This is a genomic window from Paenibacillus ilasis, from assembly GCF_043195395.1.
GTDB classification, from domain to species: domain Bacteria; phylum Bacillota; class Bacilli; order Paenibacillales; family Paenibacillaceae; genus Paenibacillus_AQ; species Paenibacillus_AQ lautus.
In genome coordinates this window covers 711,783-727,525 of the sequence record NZ_JBHDJG010000001.1, presented here as the reverse complement: position 1 = coordinate 727,525, position 15,743 = coordinate 711,783, and the positions used below count along the sequence as shown (strand labels likewise).

Annotated in this window: 12 protein-coding genes and 1 other annotated feature; of the genes, 2 read left to right on the top strand and 10 right to left on the bottom strand. The window is 52.3% G+C overall.

Annotated features, from left to right (window positions below):
* Positions 1–26 precede the first annotated feature (26 nt).
* Both ACETK5_RS03615 and ACETK5_RS03610 read left to right on the top strand, forming a co-directional pair.
* Entirely contained in the window at positions 27–899 is an 873-nt protein-coding gene (locus ACETK5_RS03615; RefSeq protein ID WP_100538676.1) for an AraC family transcriptional regulator, read from the top strand.
* Positions 900–1,056: 157 nt separating this feature from the next.
* Positions 1,057–2,127 carry a hypothetical protein gene (locus ACETK5_RS03610; protein WP_243390809.1) on the top strand — a complete coding sequence of 357 codons (1,071 nt, stop codon included), beginning with the start codon at positions 1,057–1,059 and terminating at the stop codon, positions 2,125–2,127.
* 90 nt (positions 2,128–2,217) lie between these two features.
* Here the strand turns inward: ACETK5_RS03610 and ACETK5_RS03605 are convergent, their stop codons facing one another.
* From ACETK5_RS03605 to ACETK5_RS03560, 10 genes are all read right to left on the bottom strand, one after another.
* Positions 2,218–3,306: an NAD(P)H-dependent flavin oxidoreductase gene (locus ACETK5_RS03605; RefSeq protein ID WP_100538677.1), complete on the bottom strand. Its 1,089-nt coding sequence runs from the start codon at positions 3,304–3,306 to the stop codon at positions 2,218–2,220.
* Between the two features lie 306 nt (positions 3,307–3,612).
* Positions 3,613–4,872, bottom strand: coding sequence for a tyrosine--tRNA ligase (gene tyrS / locus ACETK5_RS03600; RefSeq protein ID WP_100538678.1), 1,260 nt, complete (start codon positions 4,870–4,872; stop codon positions 3,613–3,615).
* Between the two features lie 90 nt (positions 4,873–4,962).
* Positions 4,963–5,193: a binding site (T-box leader), on the bottom strand.
* A 118-nt stretch (positions 5,194–5,311) separates the two neighbouring features.
* Complete coding sequence (tetB(58), locus tag ACETK5_RS03595) at positions 5,312–6,127, bottom strand: tetracycline efflux ABC transporter Tet(58) subunit B (RefSeq protein WP_100538679.1); 816 nt, start codon at positions 6,125–6,127, stop codon at positions 5,312–5,314.
* Complete coding sequence (gene tetA(58) / locus ACETK5_RS03590; protein WP_100538680.1) at positions 6,124–7,155, bottom strand: tetracycline efflux ABC transporter Tet(58) subunit A; 1,032 nt, start codon at positions 7,153–7,155, stop codon at positions 6,124–6,126. The genes tetB(58) and tetA(58) overlap by 4 nt, the downstream gene beginning before the upstream one ends.
* Positions 7,156–7,462: 307 nt before the next feature.
* Positions 7,463–8,410 (bottom strand): ArsR/SmtB family transcription factor, encoded by a 948-nt coding sequence (locus ACETK5_RS03585; protein WP_100538681.1) that lies wholly within the window; start codon positions 8,408–8,410, stop codon positions 7,463–7,465.
* 247 nt (positions 8,411–8,657) lie between these two features.
* A complete protein-coding gene (locus ACETK5_RS03580; RefSeq protein ID WP_100538682.1) occupies positions 8,658–10,055 on the bottom strand; it encodes a family 43 glycosylhydrolase in 1,398 nt (465 codons plus the stop codon).
* An 89-nt stretch (positions 10,056–10,144) separates the two neighbouring features.
* Positions 10,145–11,887 (bottom strand): glycoside hydrolase family 2 protein, encoded by a 1,743-nt coding sequence (locus ACETK5_RS03575; protein ID WP_394054312.1) that lies wholly within the window; start codon positions 11,885–11,887, stop codon positions 10,145–10,147.
* A 66-nt stretch (positions 11,888–11,953) separates the two neighbouring features.
* Positions 11,954–12,958, bottom strand: coding sequence for an aldose 1-epimerase (locus ACETK5_RS03570; protein ID WP_100538684.1), 1,005 nt, complete (start codon positions 12,956–12,958; stop codon positions 11,954–11,956).
* Between the two features lie 12 nt (positions 12,959–12,970).
* On the bottom strand, positions 12,971–14,749 hold the full coding sequence (locus ACETK5_RS03565) for a glycoside hydrolase family 2 protein (protein ID WP_394054311.1): 1,779 nt from the start codon (positions 14,747–14,749) through the stop codon (positions 12,971–12,973).
* A 49-nt stretch (positions 14,750–14,798) separates the two neighbouring features.
* Positions 14,799–15,734: a carbohydrate ABC transporter permease gene (locus tag ACETK5_RS03560; RefSeq protein WP_100538685.1), complete on the bottom strand. Its 936-nt coding sequence runs from the start codon at positions 15,732–15,734 to the stop codon at positions 14,799–14,801.
* Positions 15,735–15,743 lie beyond the last annotated feature (9 nt).

The window sequence follows — 15,743 nt, the reverse complement described above, 5'->3', positions numbered from 1 at the left end:
ATCATTCATGCAAAAGGAGGTTTCAGATGAAAATTCACCATTCGATTCCCTGGCGTGACAATTTGTATCTGTTCAACTATCGAAGCGTCCATACAGAGCCGGTGGAATATTTTCATTATCATGAAGGATTGGAGATCCTGTACATTCACGAGGGCGCCGGAAAATATATCGTCAATAATCAAACGTACTCGCTGAAGCCTGGCACCCTGGTGTTGATTAAACCTTTTCAAATTCACCATATTAAAGTCATCGTACCGCCGAATTACATTCGCAGCCTGCTGAAAATCAAAGCGTCCGTCATCGAGCGTTTCCTCACCGCACTCCCACAGCTGACAACCGCTGTTTCACAATTGCTGGAGCATCCGTGGTCCAATCAGGTGTTTCATCTGTCGTCCAAGGATGCCTTATATTTGGAAAATCAGTTTTTGCAGCTGCATGAGATGCTGGCCAGCGTTCCGACCAAGGTTCAGAAGGAAGTTGTCGCCTTGTTTTTATTTCATTTCTTCACCTACTTCAATAGCCATATTTACTCGCCGGATCGCAGCGGGGGCTTCAAGTATCATACAGCCGCTGGTTCGATCGAGCCTGTCGGCGCCATGGTAAGGTGGATTGACAAGCACTATCATCTATCCTTTACGATTAACGAAATGGCTGCAGAGCTTCATTTCTCCCCCAGTTATTTGTCCAAGCTGTTCAAAGAGCAGATGGGCATGACCATCATTGAATATACAAACAACAAGCGTTTGGATGAAGCCAGAACGCTTCTTGGCTTGCCGTCTCTGACAATCGAAGACATCAGTAAACAGACCGGATTTAACTACCCCTCGTATTTTATCGCGATGTTCAAAAAAAAGTACGGCATGACGCCCCTTCAGTATCGAATGCAGACGAAATTATGATATTTTCGAACAGCAATGTGATATTGGGATTGGATTATAATTAGAGCGCTTAAACAATAGTTCTGATTGTGAGGTGATGTGTTTCGCACAGAAAAAACGCAAGGCAAAAATGCGACGGTACGATGAATAGTGTCCAAAATAGCGGGGAGGTTTCATGATGATCAAGCCATCATTCAAGTTTGGCATGGTATCTTTATTTTGCTTCATGCTTGTATTCGCATTCTACCCTGGTCACATTGTAAAGGCGGCAACCAAAACGGTCCCGGCCGGTGACGTTGCGACGCTGCGGAGCTACTTAGCCAGTGCGAATCCCGGCGACATTATCGAAGTGTCCGGGAGCTACTCGGTGTCGGATGGAACCATTGCAACCTCCAGGAGCGGATCGTCAGGCAATTACATCACGATTCGCGGCACGGGCGGCGGGGCTACCTTTCATTTCACGGCATCGGCGGGAAATGCCGCATTCCATATCAAAAACAGCTATTACAAGCTGGAGAATGTGACGATTAACTCCAATGCCAAATCGAACAAAGGGCTTCTAATCGAAGCCTCACATGGTTACGTAACCAACGTAACGGTCAAAAATACGACGGCAGAAGCGTTCAAGATTCGGAAAAACAGCCAATACTGGCTTGTCTCGAACAGTACCGCACAAAGTGCGGGGCAAGGCGGAAAATTCGGCGAGGGCTTCTATGTGGGGGATGCCGATCAGAACTGGACCACACTGCCGAATCCGGATCGAAGCGGTTATATTACGTTCCTGAATTGCAGCGCCATACAGACCAAAAACGACGGCTTTGATTTCAAAGAGGGCACGCATCATATCAAAGTGATCGGCAGCACGGTTGACTTTCAGAATACGGTACCGGAATCAACCGTGGGCAACAACGGAATATTCATGCGGGCCAATGATGTACAGATTATCAACACCACGGTCAAAAACAATGCAGCCACGGGCCAGGCGTTCAGAACAAGCAAAACCACGGCCTCGGACGGAGTGTCCTACGGAAGCAATTTGGAGCTTAAGAACGTAACCGCATCCAATATGTCGGGAGCGATGATTTACACGAACTATACTTCGAACAAATTATATACCGACTATACAATGACCGGGGTTGCCGGGGGGCTCTACGCTTCCGGTTCCAAAACAGCGACGTCTTCCAATCCATCCTCCTTCGTGGAGATGACGTGGAGCGGCGAAGGCGGAGATACTTACGGCGGTTTCTAGCAAAAAGCTTTACAGGCCGCCTCAAGGTTTTTCCTTAGGTGGCCTGCTGCTTCATGTTTTCCTAAGCGTATAGCATAATCCGCTCTCATTTTAAATGATCGGATTCACGCAGAACAACAGTGCTTCCCGGATCGTCTCGGCCACAATATCCGCTGCCGTTTGTCCCGAAGTCAGCCCTCTTGTGCCTTGCCCCGCCCACAATGACATATACTCCGGATTATCTTGGCGATTAGCTGCGTTTCGAATGTCACGGGTCACCGTATTCTGCGTAGGAAAGGGCAGCGGCTCCATGCCGCTCTCGTCCCATTGCCTGATGAATGCATTGCGGATGCCCCTTGCAGGCCGGCCCGAGAACGCTTTGGTGATCACCGTGCTCTCTTCCGTACTCCGAAGCAGCGCTTGTTTGTAAACCTCATGCGCACCCGATTCAACCGCGGTCAGGAATCGCGTCCCCATCTGAACGCCTTGGGCTCCAAGAACAAGCGATGCCGCGAGTCCGCGTCCATCCATCACGCCTCCGGCGGCAATCACGGGAATCTTGACGCGATCCACGATTTGCGGTACCAAGGCAAACGTTCCGATTTGGGCACCCATCGTGTGCTCCGAAATGTCAAACGTTCCACGGTGTCCGCCCGCTTCGCTGCCTTGGGCAACGACGGCATCACACCCTGCCTGCTCAGCCAATATGGCTTCACGGACCGTGGTTGCCATCGCAACAACCCGAAGCTCGGCTGCTTTCGCTTGCTGCATATGAGGCTCATCCAGAATCCCGAATGCCGTACTAATGACGGGCACCTTCTCTTCGATCAGAACCGCGAATTGCTCCTCGAACCAATCCGGGGTAGTTACGAGATCCTTGCCTGCATGGGGAATGCCAAGGTCATCCCGCATCCGGTTTAGCTCCTGTTGAACTTCTCCGATTCGCTCTTGGCCATCCGGGGCACTGGGCGCAAAAAGATTGACGGCAAAAGGCTGATCCGTCCGCTTGCGAATCTCCTGAATGCTCTGGCGAATGGCAGCCGGCTCCATATAAGCCGCACCCAGCGTCCCGAGTCCGCCTGCGTTGGATACGGCGGCGACCAGCTCAACTGTCGTCGGTCCCCCGGCCATTCCTGCCTGAAAGAGCGGATAACGGATTTGGAACAGCTCACACAGCTCGGTCTGCAGTTGAATGTTCATGATATCATCTACCTCCTTTAACACTACAGATATTATCCTATTAAAAGAGAGAAACTTTCAAATAAAAGAATAACGCCAATCGACGAACCCTCTCAAGACAGACCTCATATAGCAAATGTTTACTGGCGAGATCAGGAGGGTAAGCCTCCGAAGTTATTCTTTCCCATCTCTAGTAAAAAGGCCAACCAGAAGATTCTGGCTAACCTGTTAATGTAAAAGCCGCTAAGCACCTTGAAACGTGTTTAGCGGCTTTTTACGGGTGTTTTCGTCCAGGGACACCGTTCTCCCCGATGGTTATACCGTCTTCTAGGACATTTTCACCAAGCTGTAGTTTTTCTTGCCTTTGCGAATGATGATGAACCGGCCGCCAATCGCTTGGTCGGCTGTCACCTCGTGACCGACGTCGCTGATACGCTCGCCGTTCATCGAGATGGCGCCTTTGGTGATATCCTCGCGAGCTTGCCGCTTGGAAGGCTCGATGCCCAGATCCACAAGCCAGTCCACGATATTCTTCGTTTCCGGCGTGGCTTCGAATGTCGGCATCTCCTTGAAGCCCTGCTCAATCTCATCGGCCGTAAGGGATTTAATATCGCCGCTGAACAAGGCCGCCGTAATGCGCTTGGCTTGCTCCAGCATCTCCTCGCCGTGCACGAATCTCGTCATTTCCTCAGCCAGCATTTTTTGCGCTTCGCGTTTATGCGGCTCGCTCTGCACCTTTTCGGCCAGCTCATCAATTTGCTCTTTGGTCAAGAACGTGAAGTACTTCAGGTATTTCACAACGTCGCGATCGTCGGTGTTCGCCCAGAACTGGTAGAACTCGAATGGCGTTGTTTTGTTCGGGTCGAGCCAGATCGCGCCGCCGGCCGTTTTGCCGAATTTTGTGCCGTCGGCCTTCAGCATGAGCGGAATGGTCAGGCCGAATGCTTTTGCCTCAGGTCCTTCCTTCTTCCGGATCAGGTCCAGGCCGCTTGTAATGTTGCCCCATTGGTCCGATCCCCCGATTTGCAGCTGTACGTCTTCATGCTGGTACAGATGCAAGTAGTCAACCGACTGCAGGATTTGGTAAGAGAATTCCGTGAATGAAATGCCGCTGTCAAGCCGGCTCGCAACCACGTCCTTCGCCAGCATCGAGTTAATGCTGAAGTTTTTCCCGTAATCGCGCAAGAATTCGATAATGTTGATTTTATGCGTCCAGTCGTAGTTGTTGACCATGCGGATTTGATTGTCGCCCTCGGTTACGAAGAGCTTTTTCATTTGTCCGGTCAACGCGTCGACGTTAGCCTGAACCTGCTCCAGTGTCTGCAGCGAGCGCTCGGTTTGACGTCCGCTTGGATCGCCGATGGTGCCGGTCGCTCCCCCGATCAGAATGACCGGACGATGGCCGGCAAGCTGGAAGCGTTTGAGCATGATGAAGGGAATCAGGTGACCGATATGCATGCTGTCGCCCGTTGGATCTACGCCGCAGTACAGCGAGATTGATTTTTCATTCGTAAGCTCCCGGAGGCCTTCGGCATCCGTCTGTTGGTTGATCGCATCGCGCCATTCCAGTTCGTCGATAATATTCACAGTGTTTACACTCCTTCAATTCAGTAATTTCCTTATAACGAAACGCCCAACTCGTTGAAAAACAAAAAATCGCCCCTTGTCTGTTATAGACATAGGGACGATTATTAACCGTGTTACCACCCAGATTGCACGAATGATCTGCACGCTGCCGCGCGTCATTCATGCCGCTCATTAGACGAGATATCGTTCGTCGTTTCCGCTCGGCATTACCCGAGATACTCCAGAGTGTAATTCGCCGCCTTGGTGTGTACCGGGTTCCATCACCCCCCGGCTTTCTAGAACAGGGACCAAGCTGCTACTGGGCTCTTTCAACGTATGTCGCTTATAAGATTACAGACAGTATAGTGAATTCATAATTCGATGTCAACCTGCGTTTCGGACAGATGTCCTGCTTTCCCCGGCAGCATGGGTAAACACCGGTAGTTTTGCCCTCTTGGTATCAAGTGCGGCGCATGTACGCACGAACCGTAATGGGAGCAAATATGGCCACGATGACCGCGGCGCCAACCAAGGATATCGTGAGATCCCAGCCCACAGTGCCGGCGTTGGTGAGATCCCGAACGGCTGTCACAAGATGCGAGATCGGATTCATATTGACGAACCACTGCAGCCAGCCCGGCATCGTATCCACCGGCACGAACGCGTTGGAGAGAAACGTGAGCGGAAACAGCACGATCATCGATATCCCCTGCACGCCGGAGGCGGATCTTGCAATCACGCCGCAGAAAGCAAAGATCCAGCTAATGGCCCATGAGCACAAAATGACGACCACCCCCGCAAGAGCAACATATCCCAAGCCGCCCTCGGGCCGATATCCCATAATATATCCCATCGTAAAGGTAAGCACCGTTGCAATGGTATACCGAATCGTGTCTGCCAGCAGGGCACCAGCCAACGGTGCGATGCGCGCAATCGGCAGCGATTTGAATCGGTCGAATACGCCTTTATCCATATCCTCGCGCAGCTGAACGCCTGTGACGACGGAAGTCGTAATCACGGTCTGGACGAGGATGCCGGGAATGATGACGGGCAAATAACTCGCCACGTCACCGGAGATGGCGCCTCCAAAAATATAAGTGAACATCAGCGTAAAAAGAATGGGCTGAAACGTGACGTCAAACAACTGCTCGGGCGTGCGCCGGAGCTTCAGCAGCCCGCGGTAGGCCATCGTCAACGAATTTCGGATCGTCTGCCCCAAACTCGTGCGGTTCTTAAGCTGACGTTCCGTCCCAGGCTGAATCATGGTGCTGCTCATACCCGTGCCACCTCTCTATCATTGGTTTCATAAGACCCTTGGGCAGCGTCTTCCTTCACGCCGTGGCCTGTGATCGTCAGGAACACCTCATCCAGGGTCGGCTTCTGCACACTCATCTCGGACAAGCCGATTCCTGCCGCGCGCAGCTCGATCAGCAGATCTGTAACAAGACCCGCATTAGCCATCGGAGCCGTAATCTTTCCGGCTTCCGGCGATACATTGGCATGGACGCCCAGCATTTGTTCCACGGTATGGCGGGCGCGATCCATGTCCTGTGAATGCTGGACGGTCAAATGCAGCGAGGAAGTGCCTACCGACATCTTCAGTTCATCCGCCGTCCCCTCGGCCACGACCCGGCCGTAATCGATAACGGCGATGCGGTCTGCCAGTTGATCCGCTTCTTCCAGATACTGCGTGGTCAGCAATACCGTTGAACCGGTATTCACCAATCGGCGGATCGTATCCCACATCTGGGAACGCGTCCTGGGATCCAGCCCCGTCGTTGGTTCATCCAGGAAGATGAGCGGCGGCTGGGCAATCAGGCTTGCGGCCAGATCCAGTCTTCTCCGCATGCCGCCGGAGAAATTTTTCAGCGGCCGTTTCGCGGCTTCCGACAAACCGAATTCCTCTAGCAGCTCATCGGCCTTGCGCCGTGCCTCCGTACGCCCCAAACCAAGCAAACGGGAGAAGATAATTAGATTCTCCGTGGCGCTGAGCGATTCGTCCACCGACGCGTATTGGCCGGTTACCCCGATCAACTGACGAACGACCTGCGATTCCGCCTGCACGTCATGTCCGAAGATTCGGGCCGAACCCGCATCCGGTCTTAGCAAGGTCGCCAGCATCCGGATGGTGGTCGTCTTGCCTGCCCCATTCGGACCAAGCACTCCGTAGATCGTTCCGGTACGCACGTTCAGATCCACGCCATCCACGGCACGGTTATCGCCGAATGTTTTGACCAGCCCGTAAGCCTCAACGGCCAAGTCGCCAGGTGTAGGCTCTATTTTCTTTCTGTATCCATGCTCCATTATGATTTCCTCCTCTTTGTTAATGGATGATGTTTGAATCGTAGCACCCCTATTTAAACGGAATGTAAACCGGGAGATGAATGGGCTCTTCTTATGAAATGATCCTCAATCGATAAGGATCCATGGTGTACTCCGACTATTACTGACGGTAAACAAAAAAAGCGACAGCACAGAAATACCTTCTGCACTGCCACTTTTTCCTTTATAAAAACGGGAAACCTCTCCGTCAAAAAGGCTACCGCCCTAAAGCTTGCCTCTTCTGCCTCTACCTCTACACTAAGCCTTCGGCCATTTCCAAAAAGCATGGTTAAAGGTCTTCCCCATCCTGATCCATCGTATATTTTACCTGCATGATGATATTCTGTTCGTGATCTCCAAACTGGCGGCCGAACAGATTCAGCCCTCCTTGATTCACGGCATCGGGCTTGATGCCGATGCGCAGCCGCAATTTGGGGCTCGCGGCAATATTCAGCTGATCCAATGTAACGCTTGATACCTTCTCCATGTCCAGCGTCGTCTTCTCATCATCGACGCGCCATGTTTTGAGAAACCCGTACTGCGTTGCCCAATCGTACCACCAATTCGGGTTCAGCTTGCCGCGCCGATCCCCGAAATCGCCGGGGCTTGTCCACATGCCGATCTCCACGCCATTGACCCACACCGAAATATTCGAAGGCCAGTTATGATCATAATTAGGGGCCTCGGAGCACATCTCCATGGACAGTTCAAGCGACTCGATGCGGGCTCCGGCCGGAATATCCATCGGCATCAAATATTCCAGGTATCCCTTGCGAAGCCAGATGATCTGGGCATTGACATGCTTGGGATGGTAAAAGCTCGCCGGCTCGTCTTCCTTTATGATATACCCGTCGGCATTCGCCATTCCGCATGTAGGCGATACTTCGCAATCGCTGTAATGGCCGATCGGCATATCGACCTCATAGACATGCGTGACTCCCTTAGGGACCGAATTCTTCAAATTCAACGCAATATGGATATCATCATAATTCCGGCTGCACACTTTCATTGCCCCGCGCGAAGCCGGAAGCAATTCCGTATTGATTAATTCGGCCGCTTCCAGCACTTTGATGTTGCTCGCCACCGTCGAAACGGGAAGTTTGAGTTTCTCGGCGATTTCGATGATATTCAAATTCTTGGAATTCAAAAGCCTTAGAATATCAACCCGAGAACGCGTTGACAAGGCATGAGCTACCGTGACCAGTCTTTCCGGGTCGTTAAAACCAAGTTCCAGCACAAATCCGCTCTCCTTTAAACATATTCATTACCATTCATCTTATCTCTTAGTGAAATGAAAAACAATCATGCTTGCAAAGGCTTGCATCCACCATTCCCCTGCCTTTTGCCATAGGACATAAGTCTAGACTGGTCGAAGAAAATCATTCCTTTCTTAGCCAGAAATGGCCTCCGGGAGAACCGGAAGCCATCCATGATCAAGCTTGTTACGCTTTATTTTTTCGGTCCACTAAGCCATCCGCTGTGTCCTAATTCGCCGGCTTGATGTCGAAAAAGTCGATTTCTCCGTATCCTTCGCCTTTTGAGAAACGTATCTTGTTCACGCCGGCCTTTAACTGAACCCTTGCCGTGGACAGGCCCCAATTCTCCCAGCCTTTATTCGTGATATGGAACTTGCTTGGCGTTCCGGCATTCACGCTGAGCATAAGATGGGACCAATTCCCACCGGCCGTTCCGTTCGCCGTGCGGGCCAGCAGAACGTATTCGCCTGCGGATGGGGCATGCACCGAGAATTCCACATAGCTCTCCGGCGTATCGATATGCCCGGCCTTCATCCCTCCCGAGCCGTTAGGACTTTGGGATGCATAGGCGACACCGCCGAATGTTCCCTCCTCACCCTCGTAGCGGGTATGTGTTGCTTCGCCGGAAGGCAGGGTTATCGGAGCATTCGGATTCGCAGGAACGCCGAGGTTTGGCGTATGGTCGGCATGCCACGTGAATTTCTGCGTTCGAACCTCGCGATTCCACCCGGCATTATTGTATTTGGCGACATGATAGAGTATCCAGTCCTCCGTACCGTCGGGCGACTTGGTAAACGAATGATGACCCGGTCCGAACAGACCGTTACCGGACTTGAATATAGGCTGGCTGCGTTTGCTCCATGATGCCGGATTCAGCAGATCGCTGGTTGTGCTGGCCGTTATGAGACCCAGGCAATAGTCGTTGGTCCAGCTTCCGCTTGCCGAGTATACCAGGTTGATGAGACCGTTACGCACAACCACCTGAGGCCCTTCGTTTACATGTGGGGAATGATTCGTTTCCCAGCTGTGCGTAGGCCTTGCGATTTCAACGCGGTTCGAATCAATCGTCCAAGGATTGCTCATGCGGGCGATGTACAGATTCTGCCGCACATTAATGTCCCCTTCCCAGCCGGACCAGATAAAATACAGCTGACCGCCTGTTTGCAGCACCGTGCCGTCGATCGCCCATTTGTTCGTCGGGTCCGTAATCTGGCCTTTGTACTGCCAGGTTCCCTGCGTCGGGTCCGCCGACGTGTTCTCCATGACATACATGCGGTGGTTGACGTTATCCCCGTCATCCTTGGCATAGTAGATATACCAGGCGCCATTGATGTAGTGCAATTCGGGAGCCCAGATGCTGCAGCAGCCCGTTTCCACGACCCTCGTCGGAGCTGCATCCATAGTGGTAAGCTGTGCGGACTTCCATATGGTCACATTTCCGCCGGTCGTTTTTGTGAAGTAGTAAAACCCGTCGGTGTGTTTATATACCCATGGATCTGCTCCCTCCTGCATGACCACGTTGTAGAAGTTATTTTGAAGCGTAGCCGCATGTGTCGCCTGACCCATAGGAAGAATAAGGAATGCGCATATCGTGAGCCATAATTTATTCCGGTAATTCACCTTCATCCTTCGTCACGTTCCTTTCGGATAATATGCAATCATACACCACACAGAAATGTAACACCGCCTACTTCGATAACGGTCATGACAACAGCTCAATCTTCAATCGCGGCCTTACGGGAATTGATGCGGCGAATCACGTCGGGATCGAATTTTGGACGTCTGTCATAGGTATACAATCCGTTCACTTCCTGCTCCACGTCGTACAGCTGGGTATAACAAAAACCGAACATCATCGGATGATCCAGCAGAACATTCGTTAAGCCCGCATAACGCGTTAGAAACGCTTCTTCGGATGTCGGCCTGTCGCCGTAACCCCAGGACTTCTCGTCTTTTTGGTCCGGATTCCACCATATGCCGCCATATTCGCTGATGAAATAAGGCTGGCCTTCATACTGCTGCCGATTCGGGAAGCTATTGTAAACCTCTCCACCGTTCTTCATCGGCTCATATCGCTTCTTAAAGGTCTCCGGGTTCTGGTCGTAATCATGGATATCGAAAATATCCGTTACGACATGGAAGTTGCCGCTCGTATCAATCACGGGACGCGTCGGGTCCATTTTCTTCGTGACCTCGTATACAATGCGCAGTACGTCGTTATTTTGCTTGGCACCGTCACGGTCCCATGTCTCGTTGAAAGGACACCAGCCGATGAGGGCCGGATGATTGAAATCGCGCTCCATCCCTTCAAGCCATTCCGGTAGGAAATGGGACAATCCCTCCGCCGTGGTAATGTCGAGCCCCCAATTCGCATGCTCTCCCCACACCAGATATCCTAACCGGTCTGCCCAGTATAGAAAGCGCGGTTCAAACATCTTCTCGTGAAGCCTTGCGCCGTTAAAACCCAGTCCCATCGAAATTTCGATGTCTTTGCGGAGATCCTCATCGCTCGGAGCCGTATAGACTCCATCCGGATAGAAGCCTTGATCCAGCACAAGGCGCTGAAATACGGATTTGCCGTTGATGCGGAATGCCATTCCGTCCAGCATAACGGTTCGGAGCCCGAAATAGGATTGGACGGTGTCGCTCACCTGATCTCGTCCTTGCAAGGTTAATTCCAGATCGTACAGCCTGCCCTGCCCCGCTTCCCACAAGTGAACCTCCGACAGTGGAAGGGTAAGTTTGACGGAATGCCCGGATACAACAGCGCTCGCATTCCCTACGGCTCTCCCCTCGTACAGGGCGGATGCGGACAGTTTATGGCCAGCTGCGTTCCCGTTGATCCTAAGCTCGAGGTGGGCACAGCCATTATCCGGGTCACCCACCAGCTTCATGTCGGACAAATAGGCCTCCGGCACTTGCTCCAGCCATACCGTCTGCCAAATCCCCGTCGTACGGGTATAATCACAGCCATGTGAGTGGAAGCGTCCGCTCTGTTTCCCGCGCGGCTGGCGTCCGGAACGGACGTCATCCTCCGCACAGACGGTAATTACGTTCTTGCCCGGTATCACATGCGAAGTGATATCAAAGCTAAAGGGCGTATATCCCCCGCGATGCGATCCTACGGATACACCGTTTACCCATACTTCCGTCTCGTAATCCACAGCCCCGAAGTGAAGCAGGATGCTGCCTTTCCATTCTTCAGGCACGGTAAAATCCCGTTTATACCATACGGCTGCCATGAAATCCTTATATTCAACGCCGGACAGCTTGCTTTCGGGACAGAAAGGAACGGTGATCGTTCCGAACAGATCATGTCCCGGCTCATGGAATCCGCGCTCCTTCCCGCTTCTGCCATGATCGATTTCGAATTGCCAAGAACCGTTCAGATTCATCCAGTCGGGTCTCACCCATTGTGGACGGGGGTACTCCGGACGCGGCAGTGTTAATTCAGACATGTTTAACTCCTTCTTTTATGTTGAATTTGTTTGCATTTATCTCTTGGCTGGCTGTCACGTGCGGCTTTAGCCTCGGCTTTCCTTGACATACAGCCTGCTGGTCTCTTCCCAGATTTCATTCGGCTCCAGGCTGAAACACCCGATTTCTTCGGCTTCCATATCCATATTGGGTGCATTGACCAAATTGATCTGCGGCTCAGGGCAGAAGAAACCCTCGGTCGCTTTGTTATTCCAGATCATCCATTGTTTATAGGAGGTCCCTACGTCATAAACCAGCGTTACCTTCTCCGTCCCATCGGTAAGCTCCATCCGGTTCCTTCCGTTTTGAGGCGCGGCGGTATAGTGATTGTCCATGCTTTCAAAGAACGGATAGACGCCGGAACCTTGCATGGCCTGCTCATTCGCGGACAGCTCCTGGTGGGAGCTGGTGGGCAGCATGCGCCCATCCAGCTCCCATCGCTTCCCGACGGTCAGCTTTACGCGGTAATCCCGGGCGTGGCCTTGCCCGGTAAATGGCGCGTTAACGGACGTATGAAACGCCAGCAAACACGGCATCGCTTCTTGGCCTGTATTGGTGATCGTTACCCGCTGGGATAACCCCTGCTGGCTTAAGCCGTACCGAAGCTGAATATGGAAGCGGAACGGGAAGCTTCGGAATACCGGATGCCGTTCATCCACGCGGACAGACACCGTCACATAAGCCTCCTCCCCGGAATGCCCGTATTCATCGACCTCCCATGGAATGTTGTACAGAAATCCATGCAGATGATGACCGGTTGCCTCTTCATTGACCGGGAGCTGATGGACTTTACCGTTCCACCGGAACCGGCCATCTTGATACCGGTTCGGGGGAAACAACACCGGAATGCCATGAATCATCGGTCTTGCTTTGAAGCCCGGCATTTCCTCCAGCGTCGGTTCATGGAGAAACCGGTAGTCCTTATCGAGGTCCCGGAACGATATCAAATTCCCGCCGATATCCGGGAGCATGACCGCTTCATAAGCTCCTGCCCGCAGGAATACGGCTTTCTCGTTATGGTATACGCCTTCATAGGCATGCGTCGCGTCCATTTTCTCCACCTCCTATTGGCCCGTCATGATTTTGCGAATGGTTTCGAGCGGCGCCTTCGGCTTACGGTCATACGTAAGCAGGCCGTTGATTTCCTGCTCGACGTCCGTCAGCTGCGTGTAGCAGTATCCCTGAACCACCGGGGATGAGAACATCGGATCCACCACGGCTTTGAGCCGGATCAGGAAGTCCTCCTCGTTCTCGGCTCCGGAATACCCCCAGCCCTCCCATTCGCTCTTCTTGAAGGCAATGCCGCCAAACTCCGATACGAGAATGGGTTGGCCGTCATAAGAAGCGCCGCCGACGAATATTCTTCGGTTCGCCGGCATCGCTTCCACCGCGGACGCGGCTGTTGCATACCGTTCTTCCAACACTTCCTGGCGGCACTCATAGTCGTGAATGGTAACCAGGTCCGTGGTCATATGCTCCCATCCGTCGTTATATACAACCGGTCTGCTATCGTCCAACGACTTGGTTAGATGGTACATGGCGAGCCCATGCTGCTGCTGGCGCTTATCCATCTGGACATTGGGAACACCCCAGCTTTCATTCAGCGGGACCCAGGTTATGATGCAGGGATGGTTATAGTCCCGCTCGATGATCTCCTGCCATTCCGCCGTGAAGTGGCGAACATACGACTCGGAATATTCGTACGCGTTGGCCGCCTCGCTCCATAGCAGCAGGCCAAGCTTATCGCACCAGTACAGGAACCTGGGGTCCTCCGTCTTTTGGTGCTTTCTTACGCCGTTGAACCCCATCTCCTTCGTCAGCTCCACGTCGCGCTTTAATGCCTCGTCCGACGGCGCCGTCAGGATTCCCTCGGGGAAGTAACCTTGATCCAGCACCAGCCGCTGGAAATACGGGCGATTATTCAGGCACAGTTTGCCGTTCTCGATCGATACCTTCCGCATCCCGAAATAGCTGGATACTTGATCGACGACGTTCCCATCTTGAACAAGGCGGAATTCGATATCGTACAGGTTGGGATGCTCGGGGCTCCACAGGCGTCCCAGACCATGGTCCGTAAAATCGCTCAGCCCGATAGTCCGCAGCTGCTCCGGGTTTCGGATTGCATATTGATCTTCGACAACCAATTCACCTTTATACGATACGGTGATCTGCAGTTTGAGGTCCTCCGTCGCCTTATAGCCCTCAAGGAAGGTCCGGATGCGAATTTCGTTGCGGTCGATGTCGGGCGTCATCATCGTTTTGCTCAGATGTACCGGGGACACCGGCTCCAACCACACGCTTTGCCAGATGCCGGTCGTACGGGTGTAGAAGATGCTTGCCGAATGCTCAAGCCAGTATTGCTTGCCCCGCGGCAGGGTGACGTCGCGGCTGAAATCCTCCGCCCGCAGCACGAGCGTGTTGCTTCCTTTCACGAGCGAAGCCGTAATGTCCGCCTGGAATGGTGTATGCCCGCCTTCATGCATGGCTACTAAGTGCCCGTTTACCCACACTTTGGCCATATAATCCACGGCACCGAAATGAAGCACGATCCGTTTTCCGTTCCAGTCCTGCGGAATTTCGAACGTTCTGCGGTACCACACGACATCATGAAAGGAAGGATCTTCGATGCCGCTCAGCTTGCTTTGGAACGTAAAGGGAACGTTGATCTTCCTCGTAAAGGAAGCCTGCGCTTCCGCCTGATACCACCCTGCATCCTCGCCGATGGCTTCATCATCAAAACGGAAATCCCATTCGCCATTGAGGGTTAACCACTCTTTGCGCTGAAACTGGGGTCTCGGATATTCATGGCGAACCTTTTGTGCCTTGCTAACTTCTGTCAACATGATGCAACTCACTCCTAATGATTCAATCTCTATCTATACGGTTGAAGATCTAGCCTTTAATCGAACCCACATAAACGCCTTTCACGAAATACTTTTGCAGGAACGGATACACCATTAATATAGGCACCGTTGAAACCACGATCGCGCAATATTTAACCAGCTCCCGGAACGCGGTCGAGCTCTGGGCGCTGTTAATAACGACTCCGCCCGCGCTGCCGATCGTGGTGGCCGTCGAATCATTGGCGACCAGAATCTCCTTCATTAACAGCTGTAACGGAAACAGTTCCCTGTCCTTCAGCAGGACCATGGCATTAAACCATGAGTTCCAATTGCCAACCAGATAGTACAGGAAGATAACGGCCAGCGTGGCTTTCGACAGCGGCAGGATCACGGTGATGAGGATGTTGGCCTGGCTTGCGCCATCAATCAATGCCGCTTCTTCCAGCTCTCTCGGAATCGATTGGAATCCGGTTCTTAAAATGATGATATTCCAAGTGCTTAAAGCAGTCGGCAGAATCATCGCCCACAGATTGTTGTACAAGCCGATGTCCTTCATTAACAGAAACCAGGGAATCAGTCCTCCGCCGAAAAACATGGTGATCGTAATCAGAATCATGATGAAATTCTTGAAATACAAGTCCCGCCTGGAGAGGACGTACGCGCCCAATATCGTCATGACCATATTGACCAAAGTGCCCAGTCCCACATAAATGATCGTATTCATGTACCCCTTCAGCAGGCTGTTGTCTTTAAACACCAGCTTGTAACCATCGAGCGTGAATCCCAGCGGCTTTAACAATACCCCTTTATGTGCCATCAAGGCGCTGGGATCGCTGACGGAAGCAAACAAGATATGCAATATGGGATAAAAACACACCAACGTTAACGCGGTTAACAGCGTATAGTTCGTAAAGTCGAATATGCGGTCTCCTATGCTTTTATGCTTCCTGCTTCGTTTCACTTTGAGTTGCTTGATATCCTCCATAACCTTCCC